The sequence below is a fragment of the Clostridium thailandense genome (assembly GCF_019207025.1).
In the GTDB taxonomy this organism is placed as follows: domain Bacteria; phylum Bacillota; class Clostridia; order Clostridiales; family Clostridiaceae; genus Clostridium_AM; species Clostridium_AM thailandense.
The window spans coordinates 1-20116 of sequence record NZ_JAEEGC010000005.1 but is presented as its reverse complement, the minus strand read 5'-3'; the positions used below and the strand labels follow the sequence as shown (position 1 = coordinate 20116).

The following is a 20116-nucleotide window of genomic DNA, read 5'->3' as shown; positions in this document are numbered from 1 at the left end:
ACTATATCAGAAAGTATAATTCTACTTTCAGTAGTGTGAATGCAACATCTCCTTTTAATTTATATATAAGGTTTATAAAGATATATTATCTAATATATATAGTTATAAATGCGTTCATTCCAGGCATTATATTTGTACCTTTAAAATCATCTATGCTTATTCTGATTGGTATTAGTTGAGTTACTTTAGTATAACTACTACTTGTATTTTGTGAAGGTAACAATGAAAATGTGGAATTTGCTGCTTGCCCGATGCTGGCTACTGTTCCTGCAAATAATTTTTCAGGAAATGCATCAATACTAATATCTACTTTTTGACCTTTTTCAATATTTTCTATATCAGTTTCCTTTATATTTGCAGATATGTAAGAACTTCCAGTATCGGCTACTGTACCTAAGTTAGTTCCCGGAGCAGCCAATTGTCCTTTTAGGGCATTTAGTTGAATTACTTTTCCACTCAGCGGAGCTATTATTGAGGACTGAGTAGCGCCTGAAGCGGTAGTTACATTTTGTACTCCAATACTTTGGCCTTGAGTTACAACATCACCTTCTTTAACGGTCATTTGTGAAATAGTACCGGTAGCTTGAGGTGTAATTGTTAACATATCGGCGGATACACGTGCGTCTTCAGTCTTTACGTAGTGACCTCCTTGATAGCTATAGTAATATCCTATGCCGGCTCCTATGACTAGTGCTAAAACAATAATTGTAATAATAACTGATTTTCTTTTCATACTGACACCACCCTATATTTATTTAGATGAAATATAAAGTATCAATTCAATCGCCTTTTTATTATTTAGAATTTATTCAGGTATAATAGACTCGTCTTTAGAGGCTTCACTCTTTTTTAAGAAAAAAGCAGGAATGAGTCCCAAAATAGTAAAACAGGATGTAATAATAAAAATATCATCTAAACTCCTTACAAAAGAAGCTTGTGCGACTAATCCTTTGATACTTGCAATTTCTAGTGGCTGAGCGATATGACCGCTGCCAAAATACGAGGAAAATTTTTGAGTAAGTTCGGAAAGTCCTAAATTTCTTGAAGTCAATTGGCTGTTCATAGATGCTGTATAAAAGCTTACTCTGCTATTTAATATTTCTGTTAAAATAGCAATGCCAAAAGATCCGGAAATCCTTGAAACGATATTCGATATTGCAGAAGCTGCACCTACATCTTCTTGTGGAACAGAATCTATTGAAGCTGTTTGTGCTGGCATTGATGCAAAGGAGGTTCCAGCTCCTCTAAGCACCATCCATAACATAATAGTTGTAGTAGGGGTATTTATATCTATGTTATGAAATAAATATATTGTGTAACATAAGCATGTAATTCCAGCCATAGACATAAATCTTGGTCCTACATGGTCATATAATTTGCCTGAGATAGGCATCATAAGACCTGAAACAAGAGCACCGGGAAGCATTATAAGTCCAGTTTCAAGAGCACCTAATCCTCTAATATTTTGTAAAAATAGCGGAATAAAAAAGATACCAGAGAACAAAGCAATATTGGTAATAATTGACATGAAATTTGCCATGGCAAATGTGGTATATTTAAACACACGTATATTTAGCAAAGGATTTTTTGATGTAAGTTCTATATAAATGAATAATATAAATGTAACAGAACTTATGTATAGTAGTAACACAGTAGGCTCAGAAGTCCAGCCCCAGTCAGCTCCTTTACTTAATGCCAATAATAAAGTAAATAACATAGTAGCTGAAATTAGGCCGCCTGCAATATCTAAGTTTCCAACCTTACTAGTGGATATTTCAGGAAGAAAAAAATATGATAATAATATACCAATTACACCTATAGGCAAATTAATTGTAAATATCCACCGCCAGTCTATATATTCTACCAAATAGCCACCAACTGTAGGTCCGATTGCAGGTCCCATTAATAAAGCTATTCCGATAACTCCCATTGCAGTGCCAAACTTATTTTTAGGCACAATTTTTTTTATCATAGTCATAGTCGTCGGCATAATCATGCCGCCGCCTAAAGCTTGAAGCACTCGTGAAACTATTAGTGAATTGACACTCCAGCTTACTGCACATAACAATGATCCAACAGTAAAGATAACCATTGCTGCCATATATACCTGTTTATATCCATATCTTTCTCCTGTCCATCCACTAAAAGGAACGACAACTCCTAGTGCCAGCATATAAACTGTAACCACCCACTCAATTGTAGAAGTATCGGTGTTAAATACGTGCATCATCGTTGGAATAGCTACATTAACAATACTTGAATCTAAAATAGACATTAATGCTCCGATAAGAGCAATTAAAACAGGTATCAACCATTTTTCTTCTGACTTATTTGATTTATCCATTTTTAGTTTACCTCATCTTATAATAAGTATTTATGTATAGAAAATTATAAATGCTATATAAAAATAGCATTTATTTTATGAACAGTTTTTATTCATAAATTTTGTTTTACTAAATTTGAAATAATATGATTTTGCTTATTCATTAAAATACCATTTTATAAATAATATAGTAAAATATATGTAAAGACAATTAATTAAATTTTTGGAGGTAAATTATGAGTACAACAATTTATTATTTCACGGGAACAGGAAATTCTTTAAAAGTGGCAAAGGATTTAAGCGGCACCTTGGAGGAGGCAAAACTTGTACAAATATGTAGGAAGAACATAGATAACATAGATAGTGACCTATCTGAGAAAATAGGATTTGTATTTCCAGTTTATTTTTCGGGTTTACCTATAATGGTCAAAGAATTTTTAGAAAAACTCCAAATTAATAAAAATGCATATATTTTTGCAGTGGCAACTTTTGGAGCAGGCAGTGGTATTTCAGTTAAACAAATAGAAAATATACTAAATAAAAAGGGAGCAAAATTGTCAGCAAGTTTTGGGATAGCTATGCCTGGTAACTATCTGGTTATGTATTCTCCATATTCAGAGGAGAAGCAGCAACAGCGTTTTAAAAAAGAGGAAGAAGAAATTTTTAAAATTGCTCCAATAATAAAAGATAATATAGCTATCAATAAAAATAGCAATTTAATTGCAAATGCTATTGGAGAATTTATATATAAAAATTTCAAGCCTAATGATAAAGATAAAAATTTTTGGACGGATGAAAGGTGTAATGGATGTGGCACATGTTCAAAAATTTGCCCTGCAAATAATATAAAAATTATCGAAGGAAAACCAAAGTGGCAGCATAGCTGCGAATTATGTGTTGGATGCATACAGTGGTGTCCGCAGGAAGCTATACAATACAAGAAAAGTACAGTTAAAAGAGGGCGATACCACCATCCAAATATAAAGGTTATAGAATTGTTTCAAAGCCATAGAGATTAGATAGAATATAGTTCATTCTAATAATAAAAGTTCGGGAGTTGTTGTTCCGTACTTTTATTATTTAGTACAAACTTTAATAATATATAGATAAATTTCTCTAAAAATCTTATGTGTAAAATAATATATAATTAAATTATAGGAGGCATAATTATAAGGTAGAAGTTATATTATAAAACTTACAGCAACTTAAGGAGATTTAAACTATGAAAAATAAATTGAGAATAAAAGGTACCATGATAGCATTTGCTTTTATAATAGTACTATTTAACCATATACTTAAAATCCATCCTCAAATTGTTGAAAAATATTATTCTAATTCCATTAATAAGTTAACAAGACAGGTGCTGAGTTTTATTACAGGCATTTTTCCCTTTTCAGTAGCTGAATTTTTGGTGTTTTTCCTTATAATCCTTTTGATACTGATTTTAATAACGCTTATTATCAAAATTAGACGAGGTGGATTTCTTGAACAACTATTAAATATTATAGTTTATCTATCAGTATTATATATTCTATTTATGCTATTATGGGGCTTTAACTACAATAGACTATCTTTTGATAAAATAGCAGGACTTAAGATACAGAAATCCTCAGAAAAAGAGCTCTATAATCTCTGTGATAGTCTTATAAAAAGATCTAATACTTTAAGGGTAAGGGTGAAAGAAAATTCTCAGGGAGTTATGGAGATTTCTGGAGGATATGTAGATATTCTACCGCGTGCAATTAAGGGATATGAAAAGATTTCGGCGAAATATCCACAACTAAGTGGAAAATATGGCCCCCCAAAACCAATATTACTATCTGAGAAAATGTGCTATACAGGAATTACTGGTATTTATATACCTTACACAGGAGAAGCAAATGTTAACATAAGCGTACCAGATTTTGAGGTTGATTTTACTGCAGCTCATGAAATGGCCCATCAAAGAGGATTTGCTAGAGAGGAGGAGGCCAATTATATAGCTTATTTAGCCTGCACAAATCACCCCGATTTGGATTTTCAGTATTCAGGAGCAATAATGGCACTTATTAATTCTATGAATGCCCTAGCTAATACGAACATGACAGATTATAAACAGCTAACAGCAAAATATTCAGCGGGAGTAAAACGAGATCTTGAGTATGATTATAATTTTTGGTCTAAGTACGAAGGTAAAGTCCAAAAAGTTGCTAATAATGTTAACAATAATTATTTAAAGTCTAATGGGGAGAAAGAAGGAGTAGAAAGCTACGGGAAAATGGTTGATTTATTACTTGCTGAATACAGAAAATAATACTATAGAATAAAGTGAGAAATTTAAGATGCTTATATATATTTTACAACTAAAAATAATTCAGTAAGTTTATAAATCAACTTTGAATTTTTTTATATCATCTAATCCCTGATAAATTTCTTTTTTTGAAAAATTACATTTAACAAGCTCTTCATCACTCTTTTTAAGCAATGAATTGTAAAATTCAAGTGCAATTGAATAAACTTCTAGTGAATTAGTTCTTTCTAATTCGTCAAAAATTAAATCTTCTGCTTTATTATAATCGCCTTCACGCACAAGTTTATTAAAAACTATTTTAAATATATCTCCTGGATCCATTTGATTAATATTAATCTTTTCGGTATCTTTTCCTTTTTTATTAAAAATAGTTTTACCCATGGATTTGCCAAATTGCTCAATAAGTTCTTCAATGTTCATAATAGACCTCCTTAATTCTTTTATTAATATCAATAGCGATTATAGGTAGATACGACCGATATTTAACTTATACGATTCAATATGTTAAGTTAATGGTGTTACATACAATAAGTACAGTTTTGATTATATTTATTATAACATAATTTATATCCTATATTAAAATGAATGTACATCTAGAATAAAATAAGTTTCTTAAAGAAAGGTATAGTTGAGAAAGTTAAGTAATAAATATAGTTATAGTGATTAAATATTTATGGGGGAGACGATGGCTTAAAGTATCAGCATAAAACCTTAAAGATGGAACAAAATAGATCACAACTATAAATAAATGCACCTGGATAGAATTTGTAAAGGCTTTAAAGAGCTAACATATCAATAGAGCAATTTAGATATTAAAAGGGGGTATTATGAATAAAAAGAATCAAATAATTAAACTATTTAATGCTGGTATCGATGATGAAGAAATTGCAGATAAGGTTGATTCTAGTCTGAAATATGTTAGACAAGTATTGAGAGATGAAAAAGAATTATTTTATCAATCAAGCAAGGAAAATAGTTTTAAATCAGAAATAGAGTATATTAACCAAGAGATAGATGACTTGAGATTTAGAGTAGAAGAACAAGAGAGAATAATTCATGGCATGCTTAATAAGGAAGAAAATGCTTATAATAATGTTGAAGACATTATAATTGGAATAGAAGAAGTTAAAAGCTTTATTGAAAAAATCAAGAAAAATCATGAATATATAAAAAATTTTAAAGCTAAATTTACTATAGAATGGGACAGTTCTTTTAATAAAAAAGATGAAAACACTATGTATGATAAGCCTTCCTTTAATCCAGTTGCTTTTTACAAAAAAGAGGGAGAAAAAAAGTTGAAAGACAAACTTAATTATCTATCAAATGAAGAATTAATACAAATGATAGAAGAATATGTTCCAGATTTAAAAGGTTCTGCTTACATGTATAAAAGTAGAGATAAATTAGTACAGTATATTTTAGGTAAAGTTAAAGGCTTTGTATAGGGCGGCAAGGTTTTGATACTTAATATAGCCAAAAGGTCAGTTAAGATGATTTGAAGTCATTTTAACTGACCTTTTGTAATTAATGAGTTTTGATAAAGAAGCAGGAATAAGTTATAATATGCACATACTATTTAGAAATATAATTATATTTAGTTTGGGGGAAAAAATAAATGAAAATTTTACATACTTCTGACTGGCATTTAGGTAAAAATCTAGAAGGTTACAGTCGTATGGATGAACAAGAGGCATTTCTTAATGACTTTGTAGAAATAGTTGAAAGCAATAATATAGATTTGATACTCATTGCTGGGGATATATATGATAGCTCTAATCCACCAGCTAGAGCTGAGAAAATGTTTTATGATACATTGAAAAGATTATCGGCCAGTGGAGAAAGAATAACTTTAGTTATAGCAGGTAACCATGATAACCCAGATAGGCTAGTTGCAGCAGGTCCTTTAGCAAGAGACCACGGAATTATAATGACAGGTACGCCAAAATCAGTAGTTACTGTTGGCGAATATGGGAAGCATAAGGTTATAGATTCAGGAGAAGGCTTTGTCGAAGTCGAAATAAAAGGAGAAAGAGCTGTAATTCTTGCAGTTCCATATCCAAGCGAAAAAAGATTAAACGAAGTTTTATATGATTCAATGGATGAAGAAGAGGAAAGATTGAAATCCTATGGTGATAGAGTTAAAACTTTATTTGAAAGCTTAAGTGACAAATATAGAGATGATACTATAAATATAGCAGTTTCACATTTGTTTGCTATGGGAAGTGAAGAGGCAGGCTCAGAGAGAAATATTCAGCTTGGGGGAAGCTTTATAGTAGATGGAAGTTGTTTCCCTAAGAAGGCACAGTATATCGCATTAGGTCATGTACATAAACCGCAAATAGTACCAGGTACGAATAAAAGAGCAAGATATGCAGGTTCACCAATACATTACAATAAGAAGGAGATTAATTTTAAGAAAAAATGCTTTGTTGTAGATGTAAAGAAAGGTGAAGAGTGCAATATTGAAGAGGTAGAGTTTAAGGTATATAAACCAATAGAGGTTTGGAAATGCAAGAGTATTGAAGAGGCCACTCAAAAATGTGAAGAAAACAAAGAAAAGGACTGTTGGGTTTATTTGGAAATAAAGACGGATAGATACATAAGAGAAGATGAAATAAAACTGATGAAAAATACTAAGAAGGATATTCTGGAAATTGTACCTAAAATAGAAGGGGAAAGTGATGATATAGACATAAGCAGTTTTTCAGAAAAATCCTTTGAGGATATATTTAAAGAGTTTTATTTAAAAGAAAGAAAGGTTGAACCGCAACAGGAGGTAGTAGATTTATTATTATCTATTCTACAGGAGGGGGAAGAAGAGCATGAAGCCAATTAAACTTAAAATAAAAGGATTAAATAGTTTTATAGACAGCCAAGAGATAAACTTTGAGAAGTTAACTGATAAAGGATTATTTGGTATCTTTGGCCCTACTGGAAGTGGTAAATCTACCATATTAGATGGTATTACTTTGGCTTTATATGGTGAAGTGGCAAGAAAAAGCTCAAATTTTATGAACACAAACTGCGATGCCTTGAACGTAAGCTTTGAATTTAGAATATGTGAAAAAGAAATAAAAAGGTATAGAGTAGATAGGGAATTTAGAAGAGAACGTAAAACTGGGAGTATAAGAAGTAAGTCAGCTAAGGTAATAGATATAACAGAAGAGGAAGAAGTCATTTTAGAGGAAGGAGCTAGCACTGTAACTAAAAAGTGCGAAGAAATAATTGGATTAAAATTAGAGGATTTCACAAGAACTGTGGTTTTACCTCAGGGAAAGTTTAGTGAATTTCTAAAACTAGAGGGACGAGAGAGAAGAAATATGTTAGAAAGGTTATTTAACCTTCAGAAATACGGAGATAACCTATCTATTAAGCTGAGTAATAAAATTAGAAAAGAAAAGCAAAAGGCAGATATCCTAGAGGGTGAACTAAAAGGATATGAGGGCATTAGTGAAGAAATACTGAAAGAAAAAACAAAGACTTTATCAGAAATAAAAGAAAAGTGTGGTAAATGCCAAATAGAATTGAAGGATGCAGAAGAGAGTTTTAATAAGGGTAAAGAAATATGGAACCTTCAAAAGGAATTAAAAGAACAAATAGATAGGGAGAACGAACTTAAAGAAAAGGAAGAAGAAATAAATAAAAGTCAAAGAAAAGCTTTACTAGGAGAAAGTGCATTAAAGGTTAAACCTTATATTGACAGCTTTGAAAATACTTTAGCTCAAATTGAGGCTGTAAACAATGAACTTTCAAATTTAACAAGGAAAGTAGAGACTATAAAAGAAAATAAAGAAAAAATTGAGGCTGCATTAAATATAGTTAAAAATAAGAAAGACAAGGAATTGCCTGATTTAAAAATAAAGGAACAGAAGGTCATAGATGCAATAGAGGAAAAAGTCTTACTAAATGCCTTAATAAAAGAAAAGAAAGTATTAAAAGAAAATATTAGTAAGATAGAAGAAGATTTAAAAGTAACAGGTGATAAAATAGAAAAGAGCGAACTAAATCTTAATAACGTAAGTAATGATATAAGTGATAAGGAACAGAAAGTAGAGACCTTAAAAATTTCTGAAGAGTACAAGAAGAAAGTTAATGAAGCTATAGTAATTTTAAATAATCATGAAAACCTAATGAAGCAGAAAAATAAACTATCTAAAGAAATTAAAAATGCATTATCAAATATTGAAGAAGCTCAAAGAAAGAGTGAAGTTCTATCAAAAGAGCTTAAAGAAAAAGAAGAACTAATACATATTAATAAGGAGTCATTAGAAAAGCTTATAGAGACTTATCCAGGAGATCAAAATACATTACTGACTCTTCAAGAAAAGTTATCACTTGTAAAAGAAAAATGGGATAAACATAGGGATTATAACGCAGCTCTAAGTAAGAGTAAGAATGTTATTGAAACTCTAAGAAAAGAGTTAGAGATTAAGGAGAAGGAAAAGGTTTCTTTGCAGCAGGAACTTAATCAAATAAATGATAATATAAAGAAAATTGAAGTTGAAAACTTAGCACATACTTTGAGAGAGGCGTTATTAGAGGGAGAAGCGTGCCCGGTATGCGGATCAAAGGAGCATCATATAGAGAATGTAGAAATTCTAGATTCCAGTAATTTAAAACAATTAAAAACAAATTTGAGCAAAAAAGAAAATAAAAATAAGAAGTTAGAAGAAGAAATAATAAAGACACAAACTAACGTTAAAACAGAAGAAGAAAATGAAGAAGAAATGCAGAAGAAGCTTAATGAACTGGGAGAAGATTTTAAGACCACTTCTGTAGAGTTTCTTCAAAGTGAATTGAATAAGTTAAAAGCTAATATAAGTGAATATAATACAGAAAAAACTGCCTTAGAAAATAAAATAAAATTTTTAACTGAGGAGAAGAATGTTCTGGACGTTGAATATAACAAAGAGAATGTTATTTTAACTCAGAATAGAAGCCAATTGAAAAAATTACAAGAAGATTTAAAAGTGACAGAGGAAGAATTTGAAAAGGTAGATGAAGAGTTATCAGTATTGAAAGCTGAATTGGCTATTGAAGATTTTAAGGGCAAAAATGATGAGATTATTCAAAAAGAAAAAGAAAAGGCTAATTTAGAAAAAGAAATAAAGGTATTAAGAGATAAATTAAAGTTAGAACAGACACAAAAAGAAAGATTTAACAAAGAAGCAGGAGATTTAAGAGAAGAACTTAAGGGGAAGGAAACTACTCTTATTGAGAAGAATAAAAACATAGAAGAAAAAGAAAAGAGTATAAAGAATAAAGTTGGAGATGTAGAGGATTTAGATAAGCTTAAAAAAGAAATATCTCAGACTATTACAAAAATAGAAAAAGAATATATGGAAGCAGAAAAGCTTAAAAATGAAGTAGATGAAAAGTACAATGAATGCAATAAAAGCATAATAGCTGCTCAAGGTAATTTGTCTAGTTTAAAGGACAGAAGCATAGATGATAAAGAAAAGCTTGAAAATATATTAAAAGAAGAAAGTATTAAAGATATAGAGGAGGCTAGGCGCAACTTTATAGTTAAAACAGAAATTGATAAATTAAAGCTCAAAATAGAAGAATATAAAAATTCTCTTGCAAGACTAGCTGGAACCATAGAAAGTCTTAAAAAGAAAATAGATAATAGAAATTTAACAGAAGAACAATGGCTTAAAATACAAAATATTAAGAATGAGAAAGATGAAATACTAAAAAATTTAGAAGAAACTAAAATCAAATTAGATACAGAAGTCAAAACTATAAGTGAAAGATTATTAGAAAAGAACAAGCTTCTAGAGAAAAAAGAAGAGCTGGATTATAAACTAAGTCTTTTAGATGACCTTGATAAATTATTCAAAGGAAAAAGATTTGTAGAATTTGTAGCAGCAAATCAACTAAAATACGTATCCCTTGAAGCCAGCAAAAGACTAAAGGAGATTACTGCAGGCAATTATGGATTAGCAGTTGATGAAAACGGTAAGTTCTTAATTAGAGATTATAAAAATGGTGGTAAAGAAAGAGATGCATCAACCTTGTCTGGTGGAGAAACTTTTGTAACTTCCCTAGCATTAGCATTAGCACTATCTGCTCAAATACAATTAAAAGGTACAGCACCATTAGAGTTATTCTTCTTAGATGAAGGCTTTGGAACCCTTGATGATAATCTGCTTGAAGTTGTTATGGATTCTTTAGAAAAGATTCATAATGATAAGTTATCAATAGGTATTATAAGTCATGTTGAGTCAATAAAAAACAGGGTACCGGTAAAATTAATAGTAACTGCGGCAGAAGCTGGAATGGGTGGCAGTAAGGTTAGGATAGAGAGAAGTTAGTTTGAAAATTATATATAAATTAGTTTGATAAATTTAAAAAGAAAGTAAGAAAAATGCAGGCATTTTTCTTACTTTCCATATTTTTCAAGTATTCCTTTTAATATTCTAGCATGTCTCCCTTCATCTTTAGCGGCAGCATTAAAGAACTCTTTAGCAGATTCTATATTTAGGGAATCTGCCTTTAATGCTTCCTGCCTCTTTGCGTTATTGGCAAAAACTTCGCCTTCAAGCATTTGTTGTATGTCTTTAAAACAATCATCTGTTATCATACCGTTTAATTCGGCACAAGTTGCTGCGTGCTCTACTTCTTCAAGGGCTAAAACTTTTAATATTTCAGCAATATCGCCATAGCCTTGTCTCTGAGCCTGGCGAGCAATAGCAACATAAAGACCTGCTTCTTTAGTTTCGCCATTGAAGGTTTGTTTTACAGACCTGTCAAGCTCTGTTCCTTTAGTTTCGCCTAAAGTAGTTTCGATTGCTAATTTGATATCTTCCATTTTTATATACCTTCCTTTTCTTTTTTATTTTTTTTGAAGGATTCATATATATCCTTAGATATTTCAGGATTAATATCCCTTATCTCATCGATGTATAAAAGAACACTACCATTATAATCTATTGGGTTGCCAAGTAATATTACCTCACAAGCACTTCTTAACATATTAATAATACATTCTTCATCGTGATAAGCATTACAGTTTTTACATTGATTTAATATAAATCCTATAGTATCAATTACACAGTTTTGATCAAAAACCTTTGTGTCAAAAATAGGAATGTTATTTATTTCATCTTCTATAAACTGTTCTCCCGTTTTTAAGCAGGTTAAAAGATTTTGCTTACAGAATCCTATAAGACACTTTTCTTTAGCACAAGAACCACAGTAGTCAGTTCCTAGGCAGCAGTTACCAATAGCAGTTATTAACAAATTGAAATTTATATCAGTTACCAAATAAAACTCCCCCCATTATCCAAAATTGGAATATTTGATACTTATTATTATATAATTAAAATTGTCAAAATGCAAATGCATATCTATAAATTTATTAGAAAAGGAATATAAAATTTAGGACTTGCACTATAGTATATAAGTCTGATAATGTACTAATATATGGATTGATTTGGTACTGTATGTTTCAGGGCACTCGCTATTCATAGAAAGGAGACTAATAAATGGAAATAAGTCATAATAAATCTAATTTTAGAATAGACAACAAAAGTAATAATAAGTGTAATAGTATTAAGAGTGAGGATTGCGAAAAGAAAAGGAGATGTCTAGCTTTCTATAATTCCTTAACTAATATACCTAATTTCAATTATATTAAAGAGAACATTTCTAAAATAGTTGATTTAATAGAACAAAGTGAATTTGCCGCTATTGTATATATAAATATTAATGATTTTAGAAATGTAAATTATGATTTAGGATATAAATTTGGAGATAAATTAATTGTAAAAGTTGTATCCATAATAGAAGAACATATAAAAGATAAGGATATGCTTTGTCATATATCCACTGATAAATTTGGAGTATTAGTAAGAAGCGTTAAAAATGAGTTGGAACTTGCAGGACTTGTATATTCATTAGCACAAAGTTTAGAAAAAAGTGTTACTATTGAGGACAAGAGCGTATATATATCAGCAAGCTTAGGAGTTTCCATATATCCAAGAGACGGAAAAGATCTTGAAGAATTAATTAGAAATGCAGATACTGCTATGAGTTTTGCCAAAATTTCCGGAAAAAGTAACTATAAGTTTTTTGAAAGCAGCATGAGAAAGCAGATATTAGAAAGGGTAGAGTTGGAAAAAGAACTTAGAGAAGCAGTTGAAAATAAAGAATTCATTATATTCTATCAACCGAAAATAAATATCAGTACAGGAGAATTAGAAGGAGCAGAGGCTTTAGTTAGATGGATTCACCCAACAAAGGGAATTATATCTCCAACGGTTTTTATTAAGCTGGCAGAGGAAGTAGGAATAATAGAAAAAATTGGGGAAATTGTAATAAAAACTGTATGTCTACAAAACAAAAAATGGCAAGAGGAGGGTTATAAGAAGCTAGCTATAGCTGTTAATCTTTCTGTAGATCAATTAAAAAACAATAGTGTTATAAATTTAATAAAAAAAATCTTAAACGACACCGAATTAGAATCTAAATGGTTAGAAATTGAGATAACTGAAAGTATTATTATGGAGGATTTTAGATATTATAAAAAGATGTTAAATAAAATTAGAGATTTAGGCATTAAGGTCTATCTCGATGATTTTGGTACAGGCTATTCATCTTTAAGTTATCTGAAAGATATTCCTATAGATTATATAAAAATAGATAAATCATTTATAGATGATATTACTGAAGATAAAAGACAAAGTGCTATAGTCTCTGCACTCATACAGCTAGCCCATGGCATAGATTTAAAGGTAGTAGCAGAAGGTGTGGAAGAACATTCACAACTAAAAATACTTCGAGAATATAATTGTGACCTGGTACAAGGTTATATATTCAGTAAACCTGTATCTAAAGAAGACTTTGAAAAGATGCTGAAAAGTAATAATCAACTAGTTCATAAATTAAGGTAGTGATGTTAAAATTGTTCTGGATTATGCTATAATAGATTAGATTAAATTTATACTTAAAATAGACAATAAGGTGAGTGAAATATATGGATGATTTAAAAAGAGCAATCAATGAAATAATAGAAGAAGAAATTATAAAAATAGTTATTAGTAATAAAATGAATAAAGATGTTAAATACAATAAAATAGCATTTAACTTAAGAGAGAACAAAGAGAAACAATATTATCAGATAGAAAAATTCACAGATAAGCAGGTTTTTCATGAAAATATTGAAGAGAATATGTTAGAAGAAAAACTACTAGAATATTTGCAGGAAAACTACAAGCAGCTTTCTGCCTGGTCTAGTATGCATACATTTGACCTGAAAATATCTAAAAAAGGTAGGATTTTCTTAAGTAAAAAGAAAAACGATAATATAAAAGTAGTAAACAAAAGTCATAATAAAGAAAAAAATTATATACTAAAAGAGGGGATGCTTATAGAACCTCTTATGGATTTAGGCATTTTTACGAAGGACGGTAAAATAGTTAATTCAAAATATGATAAGTATAAACAAATAAATAGATTCATAGAAATTATAGATGATGAAGTTAAAAAAAGTGACTTTAAAGAACTTACAATTCTAGACTTTGGATGTGGGAAATCCTATTTAACCTTTATAGTATACTACTATTTTGTAGAAATAAAAAAAATCAATGTAAATATCATAGGTTTAGATCTTAAAGAAGATGTTATTAAAAGGTGTAATGAGATAGCCGAAAAGTATAACTACGAAAATTTACATTTTGAAATTGGTGATATAAATGGATTCAAGTATAATAACAAGGTAGATATGGTGATTACATTACATGCTTGCGACACAGCAACGGATTATGCATTATATAATGCTATAAAGTGGAATACTAAAATGATTTTCTCTGTTCCTTGCTGCCAGCATGAGCTTAATGAACAAATGAAAGCAGAAACTCTATCTATACTAACAAGGTATGGAATAGTTAAGGAAAGAGCAGCAGCACTTATGACCGATGCTGTTAGGGCGAATTTACTAGAATATTTAGGTTATAAAACTCAGCTTTTAGAATTCATAGATATAGCCCATTCACCTAAAAACATATTAATTAGAGCAGTGAAGAGTAATGTATCTAGGGAGAAAAGAGAAGAAGCTTTAGCTGAGGTTAAAGCTTTAATTAAACAATTCAATTTTGATCCAACACTGTTTAAATTATTAAAAGAAGATAACTTAATTTAAAATACAATTAAAAGGGCGCTGTTGCAATATATTCCGGAATATAAGTTAAGTGTCGGCCGTAGGTAAGTGCAACAGCCCCTTCAATTTAATTAAATGGGGGAATAATCGTGTCAAAGAATTTTAATATCATTTCTTATCTTGAGAGAATAAAATATGAAGGAAAAATTGATGCTTGCTTTGAAACTCTTTATAACTTACATAAATCTCATACTTTGAATGTACCTTTTGAAAACTTAAATGTGTACTATAAAAAGCCAATCTTGCTTGATAGAGAGTCTTTATATAAGAAAATTGTAGAAAATAAAAGAGGCGGTTATTGCTTTGAAATGAATGGCTTATTTTCTTTTGTTCTTAAGGAATTGGGATTTAAAGTAACAGACCTATTAGCTAGAGTAGAAGTAGAAGGTACTTTCTATTCAGCCAAAACACATCAGGTATTGATGGTGGAAATCGATGACAAGAGGTGGCTAGTGGATGTTGGCTTTGGAAGAAATGGCATTACTGAACCTTTATTATTGGAGGAAGGAATAGAACAACAGCAATCTGGAGATACCTATCGACTTCTTAAAGACTCTAAATTTGGGTATATGCTGCAAAATAAAGTGGAAGATAAATATAGTTATATGTATGCTTTTACCTTGGATGAGTGCTATCCAGTAGATTATGTTATGTCAAGCCATTTTACTTCTACATATCCTGATTCATGGTTTACAAAAATGAAATTTTGTACAAAGCCAATAAAGGAAGGAAGAATTACATTAACTGATGAGTGTTTTAAGGTTGCTAAGAATGGTCAGATTTCCGAGACAAAGATATCGAATGAGGATGAGTTTAATAAAGTGCTTAAGAAACATTTTGAACTTGATTTGGATTTGATTAAAATGTAAAAAGTGGCTGTTGCTTGCAACAGCCACTTAGCATTAAATTTAGGTACAATTGCTATATTTCAAGAATATTTATCTTTCAAGGATGATTTCTTCGAAGTCATCAGCTTGAAGCAACTCTTTTTCTTTTATGTGCTTCATTTCCACGAATACAACACAGGCGGTTATAAGAGCAGCTAAAATATCAGCTATAGGTGGAGTTCTCCATACACCCTCGATATGCCAAAAGCGTGGCAATATCAGTAATAGTGGAATCAATAAAAATAACTGCCTAGATAGACCCAGAATTGTGGATTGAATAGGCTTACCAACTGCCTGGAAGTATTGGGAACATACAATTTGAAAGCCAGCTACCGGAAACATTAAAAAGAAGATTGACATTGCATGAGCAGTTAATTTGGTTAATTCCGGGTTGTTGTTGTTAAACATATTGGCGATTTGAGTTGGCCATAGATGTACCACTGCAGTGCTGGTTACTGCTATGACAGTACCAACAATTACCGCTTTTTTCAAGGCTTCTTTTACTCTATCAAACTGCCGGGCACCATAATTAAAACCGATGATTGGTTGGGCACCTTGACTGATACCAAGAATAGGCATAAACATTAATGTGGATATGCTTCCAACAATGCCCATAGCTGATAGTGCCATATCTCCACCATAGGTCATTAGCGCTTTGTTTAAGATGATATTTTGCATACTGTTGGCTAATTGCATAGCAAAAGGGGCAAAGCCAATGGATACGATACTAACAACTAAACTCTTCTGAAGTCTGAGATTCTTTAGACGTATTTTTAGAAGGCTAGGTCCAAAGAGAAAATAACTTAAGACCCAAGCTGATGAAAATATTTGACCACAGATGGTTGCAAGTGCAGAGCCTTTAATCCCAAAGCCTAATTTCATGACGAAAGTATAATTTAAGACTACATTAATCAACGTTCCAATTACCTGGGTATACATGGCCATTCGAGGGTTACCTTCAGCTCTAATAAAGTTAACCATTCCCATGCTTATAGAACCTAAGGATGATGCTAGCATTATAATATGCGTAAAGTCTTTTGCATAAGGTAGAACTTCAGCGCTAGCTCCAAAAAATGTTAGAATGGGATCGGTAAAAAGAAAATAAATAATACTGATACACATTGGCAATATGATTAATAATAAAGTTGCGTTGCCAGCGATTTTTTCAGCTTCTTCCGGATTTTTTTCTCCTAGTCGGATGGATATTAATGATGTTGCACCAACACCAATTAACACAGATACTGCTAGAAGAATAAGCATGATAGGAAAAGCTACAGTTGTGGCAGCAATAGCAAGTGAGCCTACACCACGTCCTACAAATATACGATCAATAATATTATATAAAGAATTTACCAGCATGGCGATAACAGCTGGCCAGGAAAACTTCCATAGTAAAGTACTAATCTTTCCATCTCTAAGTTCGATTGTGCTATTCATTTTTTTTTATTCACCTTCTTAATTTTTTTGCATAAATTCAACAGCATATCTGAGGCTGTCAACAAATTTTAATACTTCATCGGTATCAGCATTGCCTAGGATTTCATTCATACGCTGAATAGATACTTTCATCATATCTTCCATTGTTGCTCTTCCGAAATCTGTAAGGGATATGAGGGATTTTCGTCGGTCATTAGTATCCTCATAGCGAATAACTAAACCTAATTCTTGTAACTGATCAATTAAAGTGGTTAAACTGCCCTTCTCCATATTTAGCATCTTTGCAATTTCAGTAGCAGTAAGAATCTTATTTTGATAGAGAAAACCAATAATTATAGTATGGTTCTTTTTAAGTCCAGGACATTTTTCGCTTTCTCTACAAAATCGACGGATAAATTTTTCATGGAACAAGCCCATGGTTTTAAACAACAAGTCATGTAATTCGTGTAATTCGTCATATGTCATAAATATCACCTTTCATATAGTTAGAATTCTAACTTATTTTATACCTCTATTTTCTATTTGTCAAGCTAAAGAAGGACAGCACCATTAAAAATTCAAGAATCTCATAAAAAATTAATAAATTGTTCATGATTTTGTGAAAAAACCATTAAAGTAATAAATTAAAATAGATTTATCAAATAAGTTCAGTGGAGGAGATAAATTTGATAATGAAAGGATTAAATTTTTTTACAGACAAGGTTAGTAGATAGATAATAAATTACTGCAGAGGGGTTTTTATATGTTAGGATTAGTTAAAAAAATAATATATCTAATATTTACTTTCTTTATAGGACTTTTTATCGCATCATCATTTTTTATTAGAGCTAAGTATAATTATTTTGTATATGGCGATATTCCAGTCTTAGAAAAGCAAAAGCTTGGTATTTTTATTTTTCTTATAGTGGCACTAGGTTTATTTAGTATAGCTTTGTATAAGTTGTGCTTAAAACTTAATAAGTACAGTAAAAAAGTCGTAATTCCAGTGACGCTGCTGTTTTCTTTTGTTATTCAAATAGTTATTATATTTTTGTTTACCAGACTGCCTACAGATGATTCTCAAACGGTACTTTCACTGGCCTTAAACATGTTATATAACAAAGATTATTCCTCATTTCAAACTGGAGGATATCTTTATATGTTTCCTTTTAATTTTTCCATCGTATTATATTTGAAAACATTACTAGCTGTATTTCCAGATAACTATCTAGTTATAAAGATTTTTAATATACTATTTTCTCTTGTTATAACTTTAATGATTTACTTAATATATAAAGAGATAAATTATAAGTCAGAAGAAAATGACTATGGTGTCTTAGTATTTGCTGCAACATATATACCATCATTATTTATGTGTAATTTTATATATAATGATATTATAGCTACAGCATTTTTTACAACTGCTATATATTTTGCAATAAAATTTGTAAAAGAAAAATCTATTAAGTATATTATTGGCGCCTCTGTTTCCTTAGCAATAGGAAACTATTTTAGAAGTGTAGGAGTTATTGTTTTAATAGCTTCGGTAATCTATATTTTGCTAAGTATAAAGAAAATTGGAGCTAAAAAGGTAATAACCTCTCTATGTATACTGGCTGTGTTATTCAATGTTCCAGGCTGGGCTCAAAATGCTGTTTTAAAAGGGACCAATATTGTAACTGAATCCGTCAATAAAAATTCTGCACCTATATATATGTGGCTAAACATGGGCATAAGTAAGGACAAGTTTGGATTTTGGGATGATATGCAAAGCTATAATATATATCAAAGACAGGGAAACTATAATAAAGAAAAAAGTACAGAATTGTTTAAGGAAGAAATTAAAAATAAGTTATCAAACATGACCTTTAGTGACATAGCAAAAATGTATTATAAGAAGATTACATGGACCTGGACGGAAGGAACATACCAGGTTGAGAGATATGGCATTGGCGTTCAATCATCTTTTAATAGAGGTCAGGGAAGGGGTATGGTAATGGGCGGCTATAGTTATACTACCTTTGCTACTGATCTCTTTAAAGGAAATTCACAATATAGAAGTGGATTACTCTGGATATTATATGTAATGAATTTCCTAATGTATTGTTTCATTTTTGTTAGATTGATAAGTGGAATAAAAGCTAAAAGGTTTGATGAAGTGTTTTTAATTTTAGTGATTTTAGGGTTTATTGGATTCTATATTTTATGGGAAATTAAGTCCAGATATATTTATCCAGTATATCCATTATTAATAATTTTATCGTATATGGGATTTAAAGATGTATATGACTTTATATTGAAAAAATATTTTTCTCAATCCAATACCACTCAGAAAGAGGTTATAGAATATGCGAAAAATGATATATAAGATATTTATAATTATGGTGCTAGCTATTTGCTCCATGTCACTTAGTTCTTGTACAGCAATTACTGCTCAAAATATAACTCATACTGGTTCCGGTCAAGGAATGAATGGTAATCGAGGGATGAACGGTGGCGGTGGAATGAATGGCGGGCCTGGTGGTCTAGGAATGAACGGAGGTCCTAGAATGGACGGTAATGAAAGAGGTAATGGAATGTCAAAGGCGGATCTTACAGGAAAATAAGATATCGCAATATATTATGTGCCAAAATAATTTTTTACACATAATATATTGTAATATTTATTTTTTATGGAGGTATATATGTATAGATGTCAGTATTTCCGTAATGCGATGAGGTGTAATGATAAAAGGAGTTCTCCTAAAAAAAATTTTACCACAGAAGAAGCTGTATGGATTGCTAAGTATTTGAATATTAAATTTGATAAGTTTGATGTGGAACAATTTAGAATTGGATTAAACGTTGAATTGGAGCATGGAACTGTTAATCTGTTTACTAACATAACTAATGATGATCCTATCATAACTGGAAAAATAACTCTCGCTCATTTAAATGAATATCCAGATTATTATAAAAGACTAACTAAGATGGAAGAAGAGGCGGAAGAATATTGGGGTGATTAAATTTTAAATAAGCAAAGGGGCTGTCGCACTTAG

At 30.6% G+C, this 20116-nt stretch carries 18 protein-coding genes; 11 read left to right on the top strand and 7 right to left on the bottom strand.

Annotated elements, in window-relative coordinates:
* Positions 1–85 precede the first annotated feature (85 nt).
* Both I6U48_RS01090 and I6U48_RS01085 read right to left on the bottom strand, forming a co-directional pair.
* On the bottom strand, positions 86–733 hold the full coding sequence (locus I6U48_RS01090) for an HlyD family secretion protein (protein WP_218318552.1): 648 nt from the start codon (positions 731–733) through the stop codon (positions 86–88).
* 72 nt (positions 734–805) lie between these two features.
* Positions 806–2344, bottom strand: coding sequence for a DHA2 family efflux MFS transporter permease subunit (locus tag I6U48_RS01085; RefSeq protein ID WP_218318551.1), 1539 nt, complete (start codon positions 2342–2344; stop codon positions 806–808).
* A gap of 215 nt (positions 2345–2559) precedes the next feature.
* Between I6U48_RS01085 and I6U48_RS01080 the strand changes: the two genes are divergently transcribed.
* Positions 2560–3342 (top strand): EFR1 family ferrodoxin, encoded by a 783-nt coding sequence (locus I6U48_RS01080; protein WP_218318550.1) that lies wholly within the window; start codon positions 2560–2562, stop codon positions 3340–3342.
* 203 nt (positions 3343–3545) lie between these two features.
* Positions 3546–4616 carry a DUF3810 domain-containing protein gene (locus I6U48_RS01075; protein WP_218318549.1) on the top strand — a complete coding sequence of 357 codons (1071 nt, stop codon included), beginning with the start codon at positions 3546–3548 and terminating at the stop codon, positions 4614–4616.
* Positions 4617–4685: 69 nt separating this feature from the next.
* On the opposite strand, the gene I6U48_RS01070 is transcribed toward I6U48_RS01075, so the two are convergent.
* Positions 4686–5033: a DUF6483 family protein gene (locus I6U48_RS01070; RefSeq protein ID WP_218318548.1), complete on the bottom strand. Its 348-nt coding sequence runs from the start codon at positions 5031–5033 to the stop codon at positions 4686–4688.
* Between the two features lie 407 nt (positions 5034–5440).
* On the opposite strand from I6U48_RS01070, the gene I6U48_RS01065 reads away from it, so the two are divergent.
* From I6U48_RS01065 to I6U48_RS01055, 3 genes are all read left to right on the top strand, one after another.
* On the top strand, positions 5441–6058 hold the full coding sequence (locus tag I6U48_RS01065; RefSeq protein ID WP_218318547.1) for a hypothetical protein: 618 nt from the start codon (positions 5441–5443) through the stop codon (positions 6056–6058).
* 170 nt (positions 6059–6228) lie between these two features.
* Positions 6229–7449 (top strand): exonuclease SbcCD subunit D, encoded by a 1221-nt coding sequence (locus tag I6U48_RS01060; protein ID WP_218318546.1) that lies wholly within the window; start codon positions 6229–6231, stop codon positions 7447–7449.
* Positions 7436–10930, top strand: a complete 3495-nt coding sequence (locus I6U48_RS01055) for an AAA family ATPase (RefSeq protein WP_218318545.1) — start codon at positions 7436–7438, stop codon at positions 10928–10930. The genes I6U48_RS01060 and I6U48_RS01055 overlap by 14 nt, the downstream gene beginning before the upstream one ends.
* A gap of 68 nt (positions 10931–10998) precedes the next feature.
* Here I6U48_RS01055 and I6U48_RS01050 read toward each other — a convergent pair whose 3' ends face one another.
* Complete coding sequence (locus tag I6U48_RS01050; RefSeq protein WP_218318544.1) at positions 10999–11427, bottom strand: ferritin family protein; 429 nt, start codon at positions 11425–11427, stop codon at positions 10999–11001.
* 2 nt (positions 11428–11429) lie between these two features.
* Positions 11430–11882, bottom strand: coding sequence for a hypothetical protein (locus tag I6U48_RS01045; protein WP_218318543.1), 453 nt, complete (start codon positions 11880–11882; stop codon positions 11430–11432).
* A 221-nt stretch (positions 11883–12103) separates the two neighbouring features.
* Here I6U48_RS01045 and I6U48_RS01040 point away from each other — a divergent pair, with 221 nt between their 5' ends.
* The 3 genes from I6U48_RS01040 to I6U48_RS01030 all read left to right on the top strand — a co-directional run bounded on the left by I6U48_RS01040 (position 12104) and on the right by I6U48_RS01030 (position 15644).
* Entirely contained in the window at positions 12104–13510 is a 1407-nt protein-coding gene (locus tag I6U48_RS01040; RefSeq protein WP_218318542.1) for a putative bifunctional diguanylate cyclase/phosphodiesterase, read from the top strand.
* 83 nt (positions 13511–13593) lie between these two features.
* Positions 13594–14757: a class I SAM-dependent methyltransferase gene (locus tag I6U48_RS01035; protein ID WP_218318541.1), complete on the top strand. Its 1164-nt coding sequence runs from the start codon at positions 13594–13596 to the stop codon at positions 14755–14757.
* A gap of 107 nt (positions 14758–14864) precedes the next feature.
* Positions 14865–15644 carry an arylamine N-acetyltransferase family protein gene (locus I6U48_RS01030; RefSeq protein WP_312890836.1) on the top strand — a complete coding sequence of 260 codons (780 nt, stop codon included), beginning with the start codon at positions 14865–14867 and terminating at the stop codon, positions 15642–15644.
* Positions 15645–15713: 69 nt separating this feature from the next.
* Here I6U48_RS01030 and I6U48_RS01025 read toward each other — a convergent pair whose 3' ends face one another.
* Together I6U48_RS01025 and I6U48_RS01020 are read right to left on the bottom strand one after the other, a co-directional pair.
* Entirely contained in the window at positions 15714–17099 is a 1386-nt protein-coding gene (locus I6U48_RS01025; RefSeq protein WP_218318540.1) for an MATE family efflux transporter, read from the bottom strand.
* Positions 17100–17117: 18 nt separating this feature from the next.
* Entirely contained in the window at positions 17118–17564 is a 447-nt protein-coding gene (locus tag I6U48_RS01020; RefSeq protein ID WP_218318539.1) for a MarR family winged helix-turn-helix transcriptional regulator, read from the bottom strand.
* Between the two features lie 277 nt (positions 17565–17841).
* Here I6U48_RS01020 and I6U48_RS01015 point away from each other — a divergent pair, with 277 nt between their 5' ends.
* The 3 genes from I6U48_RS01015 (at position 17842) to I6U48_RS01005 (ending at position 20083) form a co-directional block, all read left to right on the top strand.
* Positions 17842–19446 carry a glycosyltransferase family 39 protein gene (locus I6U48_RS01015; RefSeq protein ID WP_218318538.1) on the top strand — a complete coding sequence of 535 codons (1605 nt, stop codon included), beginning with the start codon at positions 17842–17844 and terminating at the stop codon, positions 19444–19446.
* Positions 19427–19684: a hypothetical protein gene (locus I6U48_RS01010; protein WP_218318537.1), complete on the top strand. Its 258-nt coding sequence runs from the start codon at positions 19427–19429 to the stop codon at positions 19682–19684. Before I6U48_RS01015 ends, I6U48_RS01010 begins: the two co-directional genes overlap by 20 nt.
* A gap of 78 nt (positions 19685–19762) precedes the next feature.
* Positions 19763–20083, top strand: coding sequence for a DUF5661 family protein (locus I6U48_RS01005; protein ID WP_446681748.1), 321 nt, complete (start codon positions 19763–19765; stop codon positions 20081–20083).
* The last annotated feature ends 33 nt before the right edge of the window (positions 20084–20116 follow it).